The sequence below is a fragment of the Clostridium sp. Ade.TY genome, assembly GCF_000498355.1.
Lineage (GTDB): Bacteria > Bacillota > Clostridia > Clostridiales > Clostridiaceae > Clostridium.
This window is the reverse complement of the sequence record NZ_AVSV01000021.1, coordinates 1-19593: the sequence shown is the minus strand read 5'-3', so window position 1 is coordinate 19593 and position 19593 is coordinate 1. Positions and strand designations below refer to the sequence as shown.

At 27.0% G+C, this 19593-nt stretch carries 19 protein-coding genes; 2 read left to right on the top strand and 17 right to left on the bottom strand.

Features of this window, described 5'->3' with window-relative positions; translation table 11 throughout:
- Positions 1–42: 42 nt before the first annotated feature.
- The 3 genes from O212_RS15975 to O212_RS0107015 all read right to left on the bottom strand — a co-directional run bounded on the left by O212_RS15975 (position 43) and on the right by O212_RS0107015 (position 2846).
- On the bottom strand, positions 43–594 hold the full coding sequence (locus O212_RS15975) for a restriction endonuclease (protein ID WP_024614414.1): 552 nt from the start codon (positions 592–594) through the stop codon (positions 43–45).
- 191 nt (positions 595–785) lie between these two features.
- On the bottom strand, positions 786–1799 hold the full coding sequence (gene asnA / locus O212_RS0107020) for an aspartate--ammonia ligase (protein ID WP_024614413.1): 1014 nt from the start codon (positions 1797–1799) through the stop codon (positions 786–788).
- Positions 1800–1895: 96 nt separating this feature from the next.
- A complete protein-coding gene (locus tag O212_RS0107015; RefSeq protein WP_024614412.1) occupies positions 1896–2846 on the bottom strand; it encodes an L-lactate dehydrogenase in 951 nt (316 codons plus the stop codon).
- A gap of 204 nt (positions 2847–3050) precedes the next feature.
- Here O212_RS0107015 and O212_RS0107010 point away from each other — a divergent pair, with 204 nt between their 5' ends.
- A complete protein-coding gene (locus O212_RS0107010; protein ID WP_024614411.1) occupies positions 3051–3665 on the top strand; it encodes a 3'-5' exonuclease in 615 nt (204 codons plus the stop codon).
- A gap of 57 nt (positions 3666–3722) precedes the next feature.
- Here the strand turns inward: O212_RS0107010 and pflA are convergent, their stop codons facing one another.
- From pflA to O212_RS0106960, 10 genes are all read right to left on the bottom strand, one after another.
- Positions 3723–4430, bottom strand: coding sequence for a pyruvate formate-lyase-activating protein (pflA, locus tag O212_RS0107005; RefSeq protein WP_024614410.1), 708 nt, complete (start codon positions 4428–4430; stop codon positions 3723–3725).
- A 126-nt stretch (positions 4431–4556) separates the two neighbouring features.
- Positions 4557–6785 (bottom strand): formate C-acetyltransferase, encoded by a 2229-nt coding sequence (gene pflB, locus O212_RS0107000; RefSeq protein WP_024614409.1) that lies wholly within the window; start codon positions 6783–6785, stop codon positions 4557–4559.
- A 209-nt stretch (positions 6786–6994) separates the two neighbouring features.
- Positions 6995–7672 (bottom strand): orotate phosphoribosyltransferase, encoded by a 678-nt coding sequence (gene pyrE / locus O212_RS0106995; protein ID WP_024614408.1) that lies wholly within the window; start codon positions 7670–7672, stop codon positions 6995–6997.
- Between the two features lie 30 nt (positions 7673–7702).
- The gene (locus tag O212_RS0106990) at positions 7703–8599 is read right to left on the bottom strand and encodes a dihydroorotate dehydrogenase (protein ID WP_024614407.1); all 897 of its coding nucleotides are present in this window, start codon (positions 8597–8599) and stop codon (positions 7703–7705) included.
- 11 nt (positions 8600–8610) lie between these two features.
- Positions 8611–9351, bottom strand: coding sequence for a dihydroorotate dehydrogenase electron transfer subunit (locus tag O212_RS0106985; protein WP_024614406.1), 741 nt, complete (start codon positions 9349–9351; stop codon positions 8611–8613).
- Between the two features lie 11 nt (positions 9352–9362).
- Complete coding sequence (gene pyrF / locus O212_RS0106980; protein ID WP_024614405.1) at positions 9363–10235, bottom strand: orotidine-5'-phosphate decarboxylase; 873 nt, start codon at positions 10233–10235, stop codon at positions 9363–9365.
- Between the two features lie 13 nt (positions 10236–10248).
- A complete protein-coding gene (locus tag O212_RS0106975) occupies positions 10249–11445 on the bottom strand; it encodes a dihydroorotase (RefSeq protein ID WP_024614404.1) in 1197 nt (398 codons plus the stop codon).
- 15 nt (positions 11446–11460) lie between these two features.
- Entirely contained in the window at positions 11461–11886 is a 426-nt protein-coding gene (locus tag O212_RS0106970) for an aspartate carbamoyltransferase regulatory subunit (RefSeq protein ID WP_024614403.1), read from the bottom strand.
- A 1-nt stretch (position 11887) separates the two neighbouring features.
- Positions 11888–12811 carry an aspartate carbamoyltransferase gene (pyrB, locus tag O212_RS0106965; protein WP_024614402.1) on the bottom strand — a complete coding sequence of 308 codons (924 nt, stop codon included), beginning with the start codon at positions 12809–12811 and terminating at the stop codon, positions 11888–11890.
- Between the two features lie 258 nt (positions 12812–13069).
- Positions 13070–14107: a TDT family transporter gene (locus O212_RS0106960; RefSeq protein WP_024614401.1), complete on the bottom strand. Its 1038-nt coding sequence runs from the start codon at positions 14105–14107 to the stop codon at positions 13070–13072.
- Positions 14108–14443: 336 nt separating this feature from the next.
- Between O212_RS0106960 and O212_RS0106955 the strand changes: the two genes are divergently transcribed.
- Positions 14444–15325: a polysaccharide deacetylase family protein gene (locus O212_RS0106955; protein ID WP_024614400.1), complete on the top strand. Its 882-nt coding sequence runs from the start codon at positions 14444–14446 to the stop codon at positions 15323–15325.
- A 565-nt stretch (positions 15326–15890) separates the two neighbouring features.
- Here O212_RS0106955 and O212_RS16395 read toward each other — a convergent pair.
- The 4 genes from O212_RS16395 to O212_RS0106925 all read right to left on the bottom strand — a co-directional run.
- The gene (locus O212_RS16395) at positions 15891–16589 is read right to left on the bottom strand and encodes a PH domain-containing protein (RefSeq protein WP_024614399.1); all 699 of its coding nucleotides are present in this window, start codon (positions 16587–16589) and stop codon (positions 15891–15893) included.
- A 1517-nt stretch (positions 16590–18106) separates the two neighbouring features.
- Positions 18107–18814: an N-acetylmuramoyl-L-alanine amidase gene (locus tag O212_RS16195; RefSeq protein WP_051372995.1), complete on the bottom strand. Its 708-nt coding sequence runs from the start codon at positions 18812–18814 to the stop codon at positions 18107–18109.
- Between the two features lie 138 nt (positions 18815–18952).
- A complete protein-coding gene (locus O212_RS0106930; RefSeq protein ID WP_024614397.1) occupies positions 18953–19444 on the bottom strand; it encodes a hypothetical protein in 492 nt (163 codons plus the stop codon).
- 15 nt (positions 19445–19459) lie between these two features.
- Positions 19460–19593 (bottom strand): BhlA/UviB family holin-like peptide (locus O212_RS0106925; RefSeq protein ID WP_029699229.1); only part of this gene is annotated, 134 nt, incomplete at its 5' end.

Genomic DNA, 19593 nt, shown 5'->3' with positions numbered 1-19593 from the left:
TTTTAAATACAAATAAGAGGATATAAATTAATTTATATCCTCTTATATTTCAACTTCAATTGAATAATCCAAATCTTCTTGTACTTTTTCAAATCCTTCTATTATTTCTTCCATTGTTATAAATTTTATGTCTACACCACTATTTTCTCTTAATTTTTCTACGTAATTAAGAGCATTTTTATTAATATCTCCAGTAGTCATTATTATTCCCTTTTTTATATTATTTAAGGTCATTGCACCAACTAATTTCTGGCATATCTCTCTTCCAATTATAAAGTCATATTCCTCATCTTCATTAAATTCATATTTACTAGCCCTTTTAAATTTATTATATCTTTTACACTCAACATATATTTTTTCTCCATTATTATCTGTCATAATTAAATCAACGCCACCATCATTCGTTGCTTGTGTAATAACTATATCATTAAACCCATATACTTCTTCAAAAAACCATGCTGAAAAAGATTCAAATTCAAGTCCAGTCATATTATTTATACTTTCTTTTTTAACTTTCATTTTAAATTTAACTTTTTCATCTTCAAGTGTAACCATCTTATTTATTAATGGAGTTATAGACTTTATAACAACCATTATCATAATAAAAATTATTAAAATATTTAAAAGCCTCATAATACTTATGTATGATACAAATTCATACTTTCCTTTCTTTAATATTATGTTTGTATTATTGACTATTAAATTCTAATATATTCAAACATTAACTTTTATTAATTAAACTTAAATATAAACAAATAGGACTACAATTTTGTAGTCCTATTTGTTTATAATAATTCTATTCCATTTTCACTGCAAATTTTATAATTTTTTTCATCCCAAACTGATGCTTGAACTTCTCCAATATGAGCCTTTCTTAAGAAATACATACATATTCTTGATTGTCCAATTCCACCACCTATAGTTTGAGGTAATTCTCCATTTAATAATGATTTATGGAAATCTAGTTCTTTTCTTTCTTCACAACCAGCTTCATTTAACTGACGACTTAAAGATTTTTCATCTACTCTTATTCCCATAGAAGACAATTCAATAGCACTGTCTAATATTTTATTCCAAAATAATATATCTCCATTTAATTTCCAATCATCATAATCTGGTGCTCTTCCATCATGTTTTTCTCCAGAATTTAGCTTATCTCCTATTTGCATTATAAAGACTGCCCCTTTATCCTTACATATAGCATTTTCTCTTTCCTTAGGCGATAAATCTTTATACATATCTTCTAATTGTTGTGATGTTACAAAAAATATTTCTTCTGGCAATTCTTCTTCAATATCTAAAAGATTTTCTTTAACATACTTCTCTGTATCTTTAAATACACTATATATTTTTTTAACTACACTTTGCAAAAACTCTAAGTTTCTATCTTCTTTATTCATTATAAGTTCCCAATCCCATTGGTCTACATAAATTGAATGTATATTATCAAGATCCTCATCTCTTCTTATAGCATTCATATCAGCATATAAACCTTTTCCAACTGGAAATTTATATCTATGTAAACTCATTCTCTTCCACTTTGCAAGTGAATGTACTATTTCAACATCTTCATTAGTTGCTAAAACATCAAATTTAACTGGTCTTTCTACTCCATTTAAATTATCATTTAATCCTGATTTTACATCAACAAAAAGCGGTGCAGAAACTCTTATTAAATTTAACTTATCAGCCAAATTCTTCTCAAAGAAATCCTTAATACTTTTTATATGCATTTCTGTTTCAATTAGTGTTGTTTTACTTTTGTAATCTTCTGGAATTATTACTCCTTCTACTTTCATAAATAGCCCTCCTTTGATTTTGAATATTATTATATACAAAAATTCTAAAAAAATAAAGCACTATTTTAAATTAAATAGTGCTTTTATTATCAAATATTAAATATGACACTTATTTAAATGTGATTTTAATATTTCAGCTGATTTTTTAAGTTTTTCTTCTTCTGATTTTGCTAAAGGTATTTCTATAATCTCTTTAGCTCCTTTTCTATTTACAATAGTTGGAATAGCTAAATACATATCTTCTATTCCATATTGACCTTCAAATAATGATCCAACTGTTAAAATGCTATTTTCATCTCTAAATATAGCTTCAACTATTCTATTTACAGCAAGTGCTACTGCAAAATATGTTGCTTTCTTTCTATTTATTATTTCATAAGCTGCATTTTTAACATCTTCTTCTATTACTTTTTTAGTTTCTTCATCCCAAGAAAGTCCTGTTTGATTAGCATAAATATCAAAGTCTTCTCCACCAATTCTTCCATTGCTCCAAGTTACAACTTCACTATCTCCATGTTCCCCAATTACATATGCATGAATGTTATTATTATTTACGCTAAAATATTTACCTAAAACATATTTTAATCTTGATGTATCTAAAACCGTACCTGAACCAATTACTCTTTCTTTAGGGAATCCTGATAATTTATAAGTTATATAAGTTAATACATCAACTGGATTTGAAACTACTAAAAGTATAGCATTAGGGCTAAGCTTTGCTAATTCTGGAACAAATCCTTGAAATATCTTATAGTTTTTATCTATAACGTCTAATCTAGTTTCTCCTTCTTTTGGTCCAACTCCTGCTGTAATTATAACTATATCAGAATTTTTTGTTTCTTCTAATGATCCTGCATATATATTAACAGGCTTTACAAATGATGTACCATGAACTAAGTCCATAACTTCACCCATAGCCTTATCCATATTTATATCATAAATACAAATTTCTGTTGCTATTCCACTATTCATTAATGCATATGCTGTTGTAGCTCCTACAAAACCTGCACCAATTATAGATACCTTTCTTTTTCCTTCTACTAACATGTTGTATCACTCCTAATCACTATATCTATTTATCTCATATTAGTTTTCTCTTTTACTACTCTTTATATTACATATTATACTATAATCAATAATCACTTTCAATTAATTCTTACTGTTTTACTATACTTTATTTGTTATTTTATTGTTAACAAATATGGTATATAATATTTATTATACTCAAAAGACTTAGGAGGATATCTTAAAATGAAACTACTTTTTTTCGATACAGAAACAACTAGTATACGTCCTGGTCATATATGCCAGCTTAGTTATATAACTGTTGATACAAGTACAAAGCCACAAAAAACAGAAGGTAAGAACTTTTTCTTTGCAGTTGATGAAATGGATCCAAATGCAGAAGCAGTTCATGGATTTTCTTTAGAAAAATTATATGAACTTTCAAATGGAATGTATTTTGAAGATACTGTCTCTGAATTTATAGATGATTTTATGGATGCAGACTTTGTAATAGGCCATAATGTTAATTTTGATATTAAGTTTTTACATAGCGAACTTATATTTTTAGGTGCTAATTATGAACCTAAAAGAACATTCTGTACTATGGACTATTATAGAGATGTATGCAAAATATTAAAGCCTAACGGAACATATAAAAATCCAAAATTAGAAGAAGTTATATCTTACTTAAATATAACAAAAGATCAAATAGAGACTAAAGCAAAACAACTATTTGGTGGAAGCTCTGATTACCACGATGCTAGATTCGATACAGCAGCAACTTATCTAGTCGTTATTGAAGGGTTAAAAAGAAAAATTATTCCTCATGGATATTTTTCTAAAATAGCTAATTCTTACTAAAAATTTAGGATAGAATTAATTTATAAATTACAACTTAATTCTATCCTAAAAATTAATTTATTCATTTATTATTTCATAATATTTTTTAATCACTTCTTTATCCATTGCTTCAACACCTTCTAATGGATATTTTATACCAATCTTTTCATACTTATTTACTCCAAGCAAATGATATGGTAAAAGCTCTACCTTTTCAACATTATCAAATGTTTTTATAAACTCTTTAAATTCTTTTATATGTTCTTCGCCATCAGTAAGTCCTGGTACTACTACATGTCTTATCCACATTTTCGTTTCATTTTTTTTCATTGCTTCTATAAATTTAAGTGATTCATCCATATCAACTAAAGTTACATTTTTATATCCTTCTTTAGTAACATCTTTTACATCAAAAAGAACTAAATCAGTATATTTTAATATTTCATCATACATTCCAATTCCAGAACCTGCAGTATCAATACATGTATGTATTCCTTCCTTTTTACAAAGCTTTAATGCCTCTATTAAAAATTCAGGCTGTCTAAGTGGCTCTCCACCTGAAAAAGTGACTCCACCTTTTGATGTATCAAAATATGCCTTATATCTTTTTAATTTTTTAACTAAATTTTCTGGTGTAATTTTTTCCCCAACTCCATATTCCCAAGTATCAGGATTATGGCAATATTTACATCTTAATGAACATCCTTGCATAAATACTACAACTCTTATTCCTGGTCCATCAACAAGCCCCATAGTTTCCATTGAGTGAATTAATCCTGTTGTCATTGTATGTACCTCCTAATTTATAATTTTAAGTAAATAATTTATTTAAAAATCAAAATTTATTTATTTAAAATTATAATACATATCCTCTGCCAAAAATATATTAGCAGAGGATACTTTTAAATTACATTACATTTTTGAATGGAATGTTCTGTTTATAACATCTAATTGTTGTTCTCTAGTAAGCTTAATAAAGTTTACAGCATATCCTGAAACTCTTATAGTTAATTGTGGATATTCTTCCGGTCTTTCCATAGCATCTAATAAAGTTTCTCTATTAAATACATTAACATTTAAGTGATGAGCTCTTTGTCCAAAATATCCATCCATTAAATTACTTAAGTTTGATATTCTTTCTTCAGCTGATTTTCCTAAAGCATCTGGTATTATTGAGAAAGTATTTGATATACCATCTTGTGAATGCTCATATGGAAGCTTAGCAACTGAATTTAATGATGCAAGTGAACCACTTGAATCTCTTCCGTGCATTGGGTTAGCTCCTGGTGCAAATGGTTCTCCAGCTTTTCTTCCACATGGAGTTGTACCAGTCTTCTTACCGTATACTACATTTGAAGTTATAGTTAATATTGATTGAGTATGATATGCATTTCTGTAAGTTTTGTTCTTTCTGATTTTATCCATCATGTTCTTAACAAGATATACAGCTATTTCATCTACTCTATCATCATCATTTCCGTATTTAGGGAAATCTCCTTCAACTTCAAAGTCTACAGCTATTCCTTCTTCATTTCTTATTGGTTTTACCTTAGCATATTTAATTGCTGATAATGAATCAGCACATACTGATAAACCTGCTATACCACAAGCCATTGTTCTAAATACATCTCTATCATGTAAAGCCATTTGTAATGATTCGTATGAGTATTTATCATGCATGTAATGTATACAATTTAATGTATTTACATAAAGATTAGCAAGCCAATCTGTCATTACATCAAATTTTTTGATTACTTCATTATAATCTAAATATTCGCTAGTTATTGGTTCCATCTTAGGAGCTACTTGTACTCCAGATTTTTCATCCTTACCACCATTTATTGTGTAAAGTAAAGTTTTAGCCAAGTTAACTCTAGCACCAAAGAATTGCATTTGCTTTCCAACTCTCATTGCTGATACACAACAAGCTATAGCATAATCATCTCCCCAGTATTCTAACATTAAGTCATCATTTTCATATTGTACAGAACTTGTATCAATTGAAACCTTTGAACAGAAATCTTTAAAGTTTTGTGGCAATCTAGTTGACCATAAAACTGTTAAATTTGGTTCAGGTGATGGTCCTAAAGTATAAAGTGTATTAAGTACTCTAAATGAGTTCTTAGTAACTAATGTTCTTCCATCAAGTCCCATACCAGCAATTGATTCAGTAACCCAAGTTGGATCTCCTGAGAATAAGTCATTATATTCAGGAGTTCTTAAGAATTTAACTAATCTAAGTTTCATTACGAAGTGATCCATAATCTCTTGAGCTTCTTCTTCAGTTATAACTCCTGCATTTAAATCTCTTTCTATAAATATATCTAAGAAAGTTGAAGTTCTTCCTAATGACATTGCAGCACCATTTTGTTGCTTAATTGCTGCTAAGTATCCAAAGTATAACCATTGAACAGCTTCTCTTGCATTACTAGCTGGAACTGATACATCTAATCCATAACTTAAAGCCATAGCTTTAAGTTCTTTTAATGCACTTATTTTATCAGTTATTTCTTCTCTTAATTGAATAATATCAGCATCAATTGTTCCAACTTCTAAGCTTTTCTTTTGCTCTAATTTATCTTCTATTAATCTGTCAACACCATATAATGCAACTCTTCTATAGTCACCTATAATTCTTCCTCTGCCATAAGCATCTGGAAGTCCAGTTACAATACCATACTTTCTAGCTAATTTCATTTCATCTGTATATACATCAAAAACACCTTGGTTGTGTGTCTTTCTATACTTTGTAAATATTTCTGATATTTTTGAATCTACCTCATATCCATAAGCTTTAGCTGCATTTTCAGCCATTCTAATCCCACCTTGTGGCATAACAGCTCTTTTAAGTGGCGCATCTGTTTGTACTCCAACAATCTTTTCAATAGCTTTATCTATATAGCCTGGCTCATAAGCATCTATACCTGATACTGTTTTAGTATCAACATCTAAAACTCCATTTTCTCTTTCTTTCTTGAATAGTTCACTAACCTCATCCCATAACTTTTTAGTATTTTCTGTAGCTCCTGCTAAGAATGAAGCATCTCCTTCATATGGAGTATAGTTATTTTGTATAAAGTTTCTAACGTCTATTTGTTCTTTCCAGCTTCCATCTTTAAAGCCTTCCCATTGATTAAACACTGTGCGTCGCCTCCCTTTCAATTAATAATATACTTTGATTATAAATGATAAAATTTTAACAGTCAATAATTATTTTCAACTGAAATTTCTTATCATAACCCAAAATTTCTTTCACTTTTTATTTTAAATTAAAAAGGACTAAATGTAAATTTTTTTTTAACATAAAGTCCTTTTTTTTAACATATTTTAGTAATATTTAATTTTAATTATTATTTTATAGCCCCATATTGTTTATAATAATCATTTATTCTTTCAAGCATTTCATCATCAATTAATACTTTTCCATTTATTTCTTTATTATGTAAGTATTCTATAACTTCTTGCATAGTAACTATTGCACATGTTTTAAAATTAAATTTTTCTCTAATTTCTTTTAATGCAGATGCTTCTCCTTGACCTCTTTCCATTCTATCTACTGATATTATAAGTCCTTCTACATTAACATCACCTTGACCTTTTAATATAGGCATTGTTTCATATATTGAAGTACCTGCAGTCGTTACATCTTCTACAATTAAAACATTATCTCCATCTTTTAACTTCGCTCCAAGAAGTATCCCCTTGTCACCATGATCTTTAACTTCTTTTCTGTTTGAGCAGTAGTCTACGTCTATATTATAAAGATCTGATAAAGCTATTGATGTAGTTACTGTTAACGGAATACCTTTATAAGCAGGTCCAAATAACACATTATAGTTATCATCAAAATTTTCTTTTATAGCTTCTGCATAAAACTCTCCAAGTCTTTTTAATTGACTTCCTTTTTTGTAGTTTCCTGTATTAACAAAGAATGGAGTTTTTCTTCCACTTTTAGTTACAAAATCTCCAAAAGTAAGTACTCCACATTCTACCATAAACTCAATAAATGCTTTTTTATATGCTTTCATCTTAAAAAACCTCCAAATTTTTGTTAATTTTTAGACAATTCCGATAATTTCAGTTATATCTTTTATTCCTTCTTTTATTAAGAAATTTTTCATTCCTTCAACTATTTCTTTTCCTGCTAATGGATTATTAAAATTTATAGTTCCTATTTGTATAGCTGACGCCCCAGCCATCATAAATTCTATTGCATCTTCTGCAGTACTTATTCCTCCAAGTCCTATAACAGGTATATTTACTGCCTTTGATACTTCATGAACCATTCTTAACGCAATTGGTTTTATTGAAGGTCCTGAAAGTCCAGCATATACGTTATCAAATACTGGTTTTCTTTTATTTATATCAATAGCCATTCCTTTTAATGTATTTATTAATGAAATTGAATCTGCACCAGCTTTTTCACACTTTAAAGCCATATCTACTATATTCTCAGCATTTGGTGATAATTTAACCATAAGAGGTTTGTTAGTAATTTTTTTTATTTTTTCTACAACTTCAAATGCTACATCACCTTTTATTCCAAAAGCCATTCCCCCAGACTTTACATTAGGACATGATATATTAAGTTCTATCATATCTATATCAGTTTCATTTAATTTGCTTACTGCTATTTCATAATCTTCTATACAACCGCCACCAACATTAGCAATTATATTTGTTTTTAATTTTTTCATATCTTTTAATTCATATTGTATAAAATGATCAACCCCTGGATTTTGAAGTCCAACTGAGTTCATCATTCCACCTTTAGTTTCATAAACTCTTATACCACTATTTCCATCTTTTTTATTTAAAGTTAACCCCTTTGTTGATATTCCCCCTAAAATACCAACATCATAAAAGTTATTGTATTCTTGTCCAAATCCAAATGTCCCTGAAGCTGCTATAACAGGGTTTTTAAATTCTACTCCATTTATATTTACCTTTAACATAATACCCCTCCTTAAAGCTCCACATAATATCCATCAAAAACTGGACCATCTTTACAAGTTCTTTTATGCCCATCCTTTGTTTTACACGTGCATACAAGACATGCTCCAACTCCACAAGCCATATGTTTTTCCATTGAAACATATACTTTAACTTCTACCTCTTTGCATAACTCTATAACTTTTTTCATCATTATTTCAGGACCACAGCATAATACTACATCATATTTTTTAGCATCTAAAATATCTGTTACAAAACCTTTTATTCCATGCTTTCCTGTATTAGTTGCTAAATTTATGTTATCAACATATTTTTCAAAATCATTTATTAAGTATACTTCATCTCTAAATCCTGCATATAAATCTATAACTTCACTATTTCCATTTTCTTTTAATTCTTTAGCAACTTGAAGCATAGGTGCAGTTCCTATTCCACCTGTAACTAATGCAACTTTTCCAAGCTTTTCATTTACATTAAATCCATTTCCAAGAGGACCTGTAATGTTTATTTCTTCATTTGATTTTAATCTACTTATTTCTTCTGTTCCTTTTCCAACTACTGAATAAAGAAATGTTAAATTATCTCCATCTTTTTCACATATGCTTATAGGTCTTGGAAGTAATGCACAGTCAACTTTAAGCATATAGAATTGACCACATTTTATATCTTGATTTTCTTCTACTACTAATTTAAATATTCCATTTGATATTTCATCATTGCTTATTACTTTAACCTTCTTGTAGTTTATGCTCATTAAACTTCCTCCTATCTATTGCAAGCTAATTTTATCTCATCTCTCATTCTTATAGCTTCTTCTCTTGCACATTTTGCAAAATCTTTCTCACTTACCTCTTTGTTCTTGTATGCTAAAAGAATTCCTCTTGATGAATTTACTACTCCACCATTACCATTATTTAAATACATTGCAACATCTTCAGCTTTTCCACCTTGTGCTCCATATCCAGGTATTAAAAAGAACATATCTTTTAAATTTTCTCTAATTTTTGCTCCCTCTTCTACATGAGTACATCCTATAACTCCTCCTATAGGTGTGTATCCACATTCTCCTTTGAAAGGCTCTCCTAATTGTAAGACTTTTTCTCCAACTATATCATAAACATTTCTTCCTGATTTAGCTTTTATATACTCTATATCAAATGCACCTTTATTAGAAGTTCTTACTAAGCTAAATACACCTTTATTTCCATTTTCTATATATGGAATGTAAGGTTCTATACTATCCATTCCCATATAAGGACTTAATGTTATAAAGTCCGCTTCAAAATCTCCTTCAAAATGAGCTTTTGCATACATCTTTGCAGTTGCTGCTATATCTCCTCTTTTTATATCTGCAATTATTATTTCATCTAAACCTCTAAGATATGCTAATGTCTCTTTGTAAGCTTCTAATCCTTCCATTCCTAATGCTTCATAATACGCTATTTGTACTTTAAAACAGGCTGCAACATCTCTTGTTTCATCTATAATAGCTTTGTTAAACTCTACAATTGCATCTTTATCACTTTTACCTTCTCTTATAAATGATGGTATATAATCAAGTGCTGTATCAAGTCCAATACAAACTACTCCTCTTTCTGAAACTCTATCATATAATTTATCTATAATCTTACTTTTCATAATTTGCCCCTCACTATTTTTTATATAAAACTTTTCCACCTTTTATAGTCATCACTACTTCTCCATAAAATTCCATGCCTTCAAATGGAGTATTTTTACCTTTTGATTCAAACTCATCTGAATTTACTACTATCTTTTTATTAAGATCTAATAAAACAACATCTCCATCTAATCCTATACTAATATTCCCTTTATTCATTGCTAAAATATTAGCCGGATTTCTTGACATCATTTCTGATAATTTATTAATTGAAATAACTCCATCTTTAACTAACTTTGTGTAACATATAGGAAATGCAGTTTCAAGTCCTACCATTCCTGGAGATCCTTTTTCTTTATCTTCCTTTGTATGTGGTGCATGATCTGTTCCTATACAATCTACATCACCGTGTCTTATAGCTTTTAATAAAAAGTCTACGTCTTCATGCTCTCTTATTGGTGGATTCACTCTATAATTATTCACATCATTAGTAAGTGCTATATGGTGTGGTGTTACCTCACAAGTTACATTTACTCCATCACATTTTCCATCTATTATGTATTTCATAGCTTCCTTTGTACTTACGTGAGCCATATGAAGCTTTGCTCCAGTAACTTTTGCTAATGTTATATCTCTCCAAGTCATCATGTTTTCAGCAAGTCTCATATCTATATCTGAAAATTCTCCTGATTCTGCATGAGACATAACTACCCAATTATTTTCTTTTGCTAATTTCATAGCTTCCATCATAATTCTTGAATCTGATACCCCAACACCATCATCTGATATAGCTTTAACCCTATCATCATCTTTGAAACATTCTAAATGTGATATTGTTTTACCATCAAAATTCTTTGTTATAGTTACACACTGATGTATATCTATAAGATTTAATTTCTTTTCTTTGTCTTTTACATAATCTAAGACTTCTTTAGTTGAACACACAGGGTTTGTATTTCCCATAAGGCAAACCCCTGTATATCCTCCTCTTAATGCAGCCTTTGATCCTGTTTCTAAATCTTCTTTATAAGTAAGTCCTGGATCTCTAAAATGAGCATGTGTATCTACAAATGATGGCATTAATGTTAATCCTTCAGCATTAATTACTTCCACTCCACCTATATTTATATCAGTTCCTATTTCCTTTATTTTTCCTTTTTCTATATAAACATCACCATAAAAATTTTGGCATGAATCTATTACATTTGCATTTTTTATTAAAATATTCAAATTAAGCACCTCATTTTATTTAAGTGTCATTATATGATCACAATATTCACATTTATAAGTAGCTTCATTTCTATCCACTAAATTGAATATTTGAGGTACATACTTTTCATCAGTTGTTATACATCTTACATTATCACAAGTAATAATACCTTTAACCCTTTGTGGTAATTCTGGTATTATTTTATTAACTATTTTTTCGTCTCTAATTTCATTTACTGTTACATTAGGAGAAAGCATAGCTAAAACTTCATAATTTATTCTTTCTATATCTTCAATTTTTATAATATCTTTTTTTCCTGATCTATTACTTGGGACATTCATTATTAAGGCTACACTTAAATCTGATTTCTCTAAATTTAAGTGATTAAATATTTTAATTCCAACTCCTGCTTTTATGTGGTCTATAACTAATCCATTTTTTATACTTGTAATTTCTAACATATTAACATACCCCCAAAAGTTTACATATTAATGCCATTCTTGCATACATTCCATATTCAGCTTGCTTAAAGTAAGCTGCTCTCTTATCACTATCAACTTCTACAGCAATTTCGTTAACTCTTGGAAGTGGATGCATAACTATCATATCCTCTTTTGCAAGGTTCATTTTTTCAATATCTAATATATAACTGTCTTTAAGTCTTAAGTATTCTTCTTCATTGAAAAATCTTTCCTTTTGAATTCTTGTCATATAAAGAATATCAACTTCAGATATTACATCTTCTAATCTTTCAACTTCTTTGAATTCTATATTATTTTTCTTTAATACTTCATCTCTTATATAATCTGGAATTCTAAGTTCTTTTGGAGATATTAATACGAATTTATTTCCTTCATATCTTGACATTGCTTTTATTAAAGAATGTACTGTTCTTCCGTACTTTAAGTCTCCACATATTCCTATTGTTTTGTTTTCAAGATTACCTTTTAATGTTTTTATTGTTAATAAATCTGTTAGAGTTTGAGTTGGATGTTGGTGTCCACCATCGCCGGCATTTATAACTGATACATCTGAATACATACTTGCTACTCTAGCTGATCCTTCTCTTGGATGTCTCATTGTTATTACATCTGAGTAAATTGATACCATCTTTATTGTATCTGCAAGTGTTTCACCTTTTGATGTTGAACTTGAATTTGGCTCTGAAAAGCCTAAGATATTTCCACCTAGTCTCATCATAGCTGCTTCAAAGCTAAATCTTGTTCTTGTACTAGGCTCATAAAATAGAGTTGCTAAAATCTTTCCATCACATATATGTGAATATTTTTTTGGATCTTCTATAATTTGATGTGCTAATTCGAAAATTTCTTGTAATTCACCTATAGTAAAGTCCATAGGGTCTATTAAATGTCTGTTTTTTAACATAATATCACTCCTTCTTAACCTCTCCGTGTTAAATTTAAAGGGAAATATTTTCTTGCAATTATATACTTGTCATAAAAAGCTTTAAAAAAAGCCTTCCTTAAATTTAAGGAAGGCGTAATTATCCCGTATATAACTACATTACTATTACTTCCTTAATGATCTCTCTGGATCAAATTAAAGGTTATCTTGTTTGTAAGAATACCACTAAAAAGATAAATTGTCAATAATTTAAAGAAGTAATTATTTATTATTTTTAAACTATTTTGTTAACTCTTCAACTTCTGAATCTGGTAAAGTTTCTTCTTTAGCAGTTGTTCCAAATAATTGTTCTTCTCTTTCTAAAGCTTCTTCTAATCTTGGATTTATTGCTTTTGCAAATAATAATAAGAAGTTAAATACAACATATAATATAACACCTGTACCTATAAATATCTCAAGGTCTCCTATTGTTTTAAATACAGATTGTAAAATTCCACTTCCTAAATATTTGCTAACTTTATAAGCTGCCATTACACTTATTGCTAATGGGAATGTTAAAGCTGCATAAGTTGGTGCAAACCCTTTTCTTATAAATCCTATTATATAGCTATAAACAATAAATAAATTTATAAATGAAATCACAACTAATACCCAAAGTATTAAAGGGTTTATAACTGTAAATGCTGAAGTATATCCTACTATACAAAGACTCGCTGGAGCCGCCATTACACCTATTGTTGGTAATTTATGCTCTTCTATTGCCTTGTGATTGAATACTCTATATAACATTATTGGCCATGTAATTATATATAATACAAATCCAAAATAAAATAATCCTCTAGCTAAGCTATCATGACCCATTCCTGGACTTGTAACACATGCAACAACAACCCCAATCCATATTACAAACCAACTAGGAACCATATCTTCTAATTTAAAGCTTTTAAATCTAAATATAGAGAATACTATAAATAGTACAAAATGTATTACTATACATGCAAGCCATACAGTTTCTGCTATTTTAGGCACTACATCTAAAAAGTAGGCTGCTATTAACATAAGAGCCATATCTATAGTTGGATAAAAGCTTCCTAAAACAGGATGTTTTAATTCTTCTAAAATCTTTTTAGGGAATATAAATATTCTTAAAACCATTAATAATAAGGCCATAATTGCAAATATAACTGCTACAGGTTTAAAGAATTTAATTCCATTTAATTGCCATGCTGAACCTATAGTTATTAATGCTAATGAAGTTCCGCATATTCCTATTGGATAATTTTCTAATTTATTTAATAAACTATTTTTAACTTTCATTTATTTACCTCCACTGTTTTCTACCCGTTAATTATATATGCCAAATATAAATAAGTGAAATATTATTATGTTATGTTATAAATAAGTTTTTACTTATATTAATTTTTCATATAAATTTTATGAATTTTTTTCCATTTACAAAGTCTTATTTATATAAATATTTATTACATAACACTTCATAAAGTATTTTATCACACAAATTATATTGTATTTATGAATAATTTATTTATACCTTAAAATCCTATTAATTAAATCTAGTTCAATTTAATATTAGAATAAAATTTCAATTAATAACAATACTAAAAGTATCAATTAATATTAAAAGGAGACTTATATATGTACAAAAATAGAAAAACAATACTATTTACAATAATAACCTTATCAATTATATCACTTTCTTTATTATGTATAAAAAATTATAAATTTGATACTCCTAAAATTGCTAAGGCCGAAAATATAACTGTAAAAGAAAATTTAGATAACAGTAATTATCTAGAACTAAAAGAAGATCCAAATGCAGATGATGCATTAATCGTTTCTCAAAATATAAATGATTTATTGAAAGGATTTAAACATTATCCTATTAGATCAGATAATAAAAAAGTTGTATATTTAACTTTTGATGATGGACCATCAATAACAAACACCCCAAATATACTCCATACTTTAAAAAAATATAATGTCAAAGCAACATTTTTCGTAGTAGGTAAATCCATAATAGCAACTGAAAAGTCTAAAGAACTGTTAAAAGAAATTTCTAAGAACGGACATGCCATAGGAAATCATACATATAGTCATAATTATAATTATCTTTATCCTTCTAGAACTATAAATGTAGATAATGTTATATCAGATTTAGAGAAAAATAATAATTTAATGAAAGATATATTAGGTAAAGACTTTTGTACTAGAATTTTCAGATTACCAGGAGGATATCGTACTTGGAATGGAAAAGAAAACTTTAAAAATAAAATAGATGAACTTGGCATAAAAAATATTGATTGGAATGCATTAAATGGAGATGCAGAAGGCAGAAAAAAAAATTCTAAAGAATTAGTTTCATATTTAAAAAATAGTGTAAATAAACTTGGAAAAGATGCAGATAGTATTGTTGTTTTAATGCATGATACATATGGTAAATCTGAAACTGCTAAAGCTTTACCTGACATAATTGAATATTTTAAAAGTAAAGGGTTTGAATTTAAGACAATAAAATAAATTAAAATTTCATTAGTCGCTATAATATATCTTTTATATTATAAATTTCACTTTAAATACTAATACTATATAAAATATTTTTAATAACTAATAAAGATAAAATAGAACTTATTATATACACTGAAAATAAATATTATCAATTAAATTATGTATACTAAAAATAAATATTATCAATTAAACAAATAAATTTCGAACCATTTTCTTAAACTAAACCTTAAGTGCACTTTAATAAAACCTATAAACTTATAGTATTATTTACTTTTATAATTATTAATTATATTTTTCTCATTAACTTAGAATAAAAAAAGCAGTAAATTTTCTATTACTGCTTTTTTTATATACCATTAATATTTAAAAATACTAATTCCAATTATTCATTACATTGTCCCACATAAAAAAATATATTTAATCAATTTTTGAAAAATCGTAGCTAACATTAGTTATTGTGTCATTTTAAGGGATTAATGTATCTTAATATATAGTTAATGAATAAGTAGAATCATTAACATATTTTTGACGAATTTTTGACGAAAAAGACTGGGAATAAAAACTCCCAGTCTTTTTATTATAACTTCCATCTATGCCCACAATTTAAACATTTAACATATCCTTTTTTGCTTGTAAGTCCTCCAAGGATAGCACCATTCTCACCAAATAATGTTCCTCCTACTACAGCTCTGCCAACACTTAACTTTTTATTTTCATACGTTAATGATGTACTCTTGCATTTAGGACAATATGGTATATGATCTCTTTCTAATTGTTCTAACCTATCTTTTTGATATTGTTTTTCTTTCTGTCTTTTAGATACTTTAGACTCTATATTAAATTCTATTGCTTCATTACTACTTGATTTAATATTGTTGTTTATTGTTTCTAAAAACATATTTAAATACACTGTTCCTAAATTAGTTATTAAAATCTCTTCATATTTTGAAATAATTTTTACTTCTGATAACATCTTTCCTTTTTTACTATCTAATCTTAATATATCTTCTAAATAAATATCTTTTTCATCTATTCCATTACTAAATATTTTTTTTCTTATTAGTATGATTCTAATATTTGTTATTGCTATTTTCCAGTTATTATTAAATGCAGTTCCTGATACTATCAATAAACATTCTTCATTATTTTTTATTAATCTTTTTAATTCTTTAATATCATCTTTATCACTATCTAAAGAATATTCTCCAAGTTTAGATATATCTTCTTTTATTTCTTTTTCTCTTTGTTCAGTAATTTTATCAAATAGAAATCCCATAAAAATCCTCCTTAGTTATTTATAAGAATATTTTAGCATAGACAAAACTAACAATTATTAATCAATTGTAAATTATGTTTATTTTTAGTAATTTAATATTTTATTGTTTTATATTTTATATTAAAATATTTTTATATCATGCCAAACTTAAATGAAAAAAATCAACTGAGTTGCACCAGTCTCTTGGTTGATTTTTTTATTTTATATAATATATAATTAATTTGTAGTAACTATACTATTTTTTCATCGCTTACATAAACAAATTAGAAAACAAAAAGGCTGTAGAGATTAAGTTCCTACAGCTCTTTTATGGTTTTTAACTTACAATTATTTTTTTAATTTATTTATTTTTTATCCATTTTATTATAATTATTACTGCTATTACAAATAATATTATATTAAAAATGAATATTAAAATTTGAGTAATTTCTGATAACATACATCCCCCATTTAACTATATTATAAAGTATTTTTAATATAATATCATAAGTTCAACCTTTCTTTGTAAACGTTATGTTAATTATTTCTATTTTTTATCAAATAAGTATATTTTTATTTTATAATATTTTTATCATTGTCATTACTTTTACAAAGTTGAATTATTACTTTTTCACAATTAGAAAACATAAAAAGAGCTGTTAGATTTATTCTTGCAGTTCTTTTTGTGTTTAACAATAAATAATTTGTAAATATAAATACTATTTTTGTAAACTTAATATATTAAATATTTACTTTAATAAATATACTTTATAATGAAAGAGGTTTATAAAAATTATTCTCCTATAAAGAATATGTAATCACAAAAAAAGTCATAAGGAACTTAATCCTTATAGCTCTTTTACCTTAAATTATAACTATTTTATTCAAACTGTTCCATTTAAAATGAAGTAAAAAATATCATTACATAATGAATTTAATCTTAAATCAAGTTCTTGTAAACGTTTTGTTAAAATACTTTTTCAACTCTATTCTTATTTTAAATTTTAATTTATAATATACTCATAAATTAACTTCTAGGTTTTTTCAATAATAATTTAAACTCTAAAATCAATAATAATCTAAGATTTACTTAGCTTATTATTGATATGCCTTTATCAATTTAATTAAATATTACTTTATGCTCAAATGGAAAACAAAAAGATTTGTAAGATTATTCTTCCAGATCTTTTTGTTTTATGATGAATAAGTTTTTTAATATAGTTAATAATAAAAATATCTCTGTTAATACTTATCCAATAAAGTTATTAGAGTTTTTCAAATATTAAATTCATTAAATTTACTACTAATTCAAATCCAATAAAAAAAGAGCTGTAAGGAACTTAATCCCTACAGCTCTTTTACTATTTTATATATTCTTTTATTTCAATACCTAAATTAAGAATATTTTTGCTAATGTTTTTTCTAATTAAATTTGATAGTCTAGGTAATCTCTTATTAATTATTTTATATAATCTTAATTCCACCCTATATAATTTAATCTTTAACATAATTATATTGTACATAAAATCATCTACTTTCTATACACATTTACCATATCTTTTATTAGAAGATAAAACCCTTACAGCCATATATCTACGATTTCCACTAGCACCTATCCAGCTAATCCATCTATAACCTTCGTTATCTATATAATAGTCGTAATTTACACTTTCACCTCTGGTATAAGAACCTACTGCCTTTGAATTAGTAGAAGGTCTTTCCCTTATCATTAATTCATCAACTATAACTGTACATTTTCCGTGTTGTTCAACTAATCCACTACTATGGTCAGTAGCTGAACTATTTGATTTTACAGCACTTAACATTCTTGATAATGGGAAGTTATTACCTGGACAATCTGTATTGTAATAATGCTTATGTCCATTTACTTCGCTTATTCCATATTTAGATTTTAAGTATTTAATAAGCTCTACACCTGCATTAAATTGAGCTTCTGGCATAGATGTATCTTTATCATAGTTACCCTCAAAACAAACTCCTATACTGCTATGATTTTGACCATAACAATTACCACTTGTAACATTTACTGGTCTACCTTGCCATACTGAACCATCTTTTCTTACATAATAATTGTATCCTATCATAGTAAATCCCATATTTCTCATAACATCATTCAATCCTTGAACTGATCCATAATATTCTGGATGATGAATTATAATTTTATTTGGTTCATTCCATCCTGTTACATCATCTTGTCCTCTTAAATATACTTTATTAATTTTCATAATTTATTCCTTCTTTCTCATTAATTTATTTTTATATAAAAAATGAGAATCTATAACTCGTTATTACATCTAACTTATATATAATAAATTCTCATTTTAATTTTTATACTAATTTTTGATAATAAAACAGAGCAAAGATTATTGTTCTTGCTCTGTTGGTACATAACTTGATATAGCTGCTAATTTATTTTTAAGTGCTGCATTTTCTGATTCTAAAGCATTATTTTTATTTACTAATTCTGTTGCTTGTTGTTTTAAATTATCTTCATTTAATAATGCTTTTCCTTTATTCACTTCACCAGCTATTGCTTGTCTTAACATTTTAACTTGATTTTCAGTAAGATAAGGTATCTTTTCTAGCAATAACTTATCAAATTCATCTGCTTTAGATTTAGCTAAGTCTTTAATATTATCTGTAATTCTATATTTTTCTTCTACTATATTCCATATTTGTTTAGCTGTTTCTACTTCTTCTACATGTTTATCTAGTTGTAATCTTTGTTCTACTACTTGTTTTTTCTTACCTATATATTCAATGGCTACATCTCCTACACTTTTAATTATTGCTACTAATATTCCTGTAACTCCTATAGCTACTGCTCCTAGTATTGGTTCTAAAATTTTATCCATATTAATTCCTTCTTTCTATTTACTTTTATTATTAAAAAGATGATCTTTAATTGTATCTACATCTTCTTTAATATCTTCTACAATGTTAAATTTATCTGCAAACTTATCTATGAGGTTATTAAGTTTTGTTTCTCTTTCTCTTGCTTCTT

Bases quoted from the DNA above. Each gene is read 5' to 3' on its own strand.
- O212_RS0107015 (WP_024614412.1), bottom strand. From the start codon at position 2,846: ATGTTAGTAGAAGGAAAAAGAAAGGTATCTATAATTGGTGCAGGTTTT.
- O212_RS0106930 (WP_024614397.1), bottom strand. From the start codon at position 19,444: ATGGATAAAATTTTAGAACCAATACTAGGAGCAGTAGCTATAGGAGTT.
- O212_RS16195 (WP_051372995.1), bottom strand. From the start codon at position 18,814: ATGAAAATTAATAAAGTATATTTAAGAGGACAAGATGATGTAACAGGA.
- O212_RS0106990 (WP_024614407.1), bottom strand. From the start codon at position 8,599: ATGTTAAAGGTAAATATAAATGGAGTAGAATTTAAAAACCCTGTTATA.
- pyrF (WP_024614405.1), bottom strand. From the start codon at position 10,235: ATGAAAAGTAAGATTATAGATAAATTATATGATAGAGTTTCAGAAAGA.
- asnA (WP_024614413.1), bottom strand. From the start codon at position 1,799: ATGAAAGTAGAAGGAGTAATAATTCCAGAAGATTACAAAAGTAAAACA.
- O212_RS0107010 (WP_024614411.1), top strand. From the start codon at position 3,051: ATGAAACTACTTTTTTTCGATACAGAAACAACTAGTATACGTCCTGGT.
- O212_RS0106960 (WP_024614401.1), bottom strand. From the start codon at position 14,107: ATGAAAGTTAAAAATAGTTTATTAAATAAATTAGAAAATTATCCAATA.
- pyrE (WP_024614408.1), bottom strand. From the start codon at position 7,672: ATGAAAGCATATAAAAAAGCATTTATTGAGTTTATGGTAGAATGTGGA.
- O212_RS0106955 (WP_024614400.1), top strand. From the start codon at position 14,444: ATGTACAAAAATAGAAAAACAATACTATTTACAATAATAACCTTATCA.
- O212_RS0106970 (WP_024614403.1), bottom strand. From the start codon at position 11,886: ATGTTAGAAATTACAAGTATAAAAAATGGATTAGTTATAGACCACATA.
- pyrB (WP_024614402.1), bottom strand. From the start codon at position 12,811: ATGTTAAAAAACAGACATTTAATAGACCCTATGGACTTTACTATAGGT.
- O212_RS15975 (WP_024614414.1), bottom strand. From the start codon at position 594: ATGGTTGTTATAAAGTCTATAACTCCATTAATAAATAAGATGGTTACA.
- O212_RS16395 (WP_024614399.1), bottom strand. From the start codon at position 16,589: ATGGGATTTCTATTTGATAAAATTACTGAACAAAGAGAAAAAGAAATA.
- O212_RS0106985 (WP_024614406.1), bottom strand. From the start codon at position 9,351: ATGAGCATAAACTACAAGAAGGTTAAAGTAATAAGCAATGATGAAATA.
- pflA (WP_024614410.1), bottom strand. From the start codon at position 4,430: ATGACAACAGGATTAATTCACTCAATGGAAACTATGGGGCTTGTTGAT.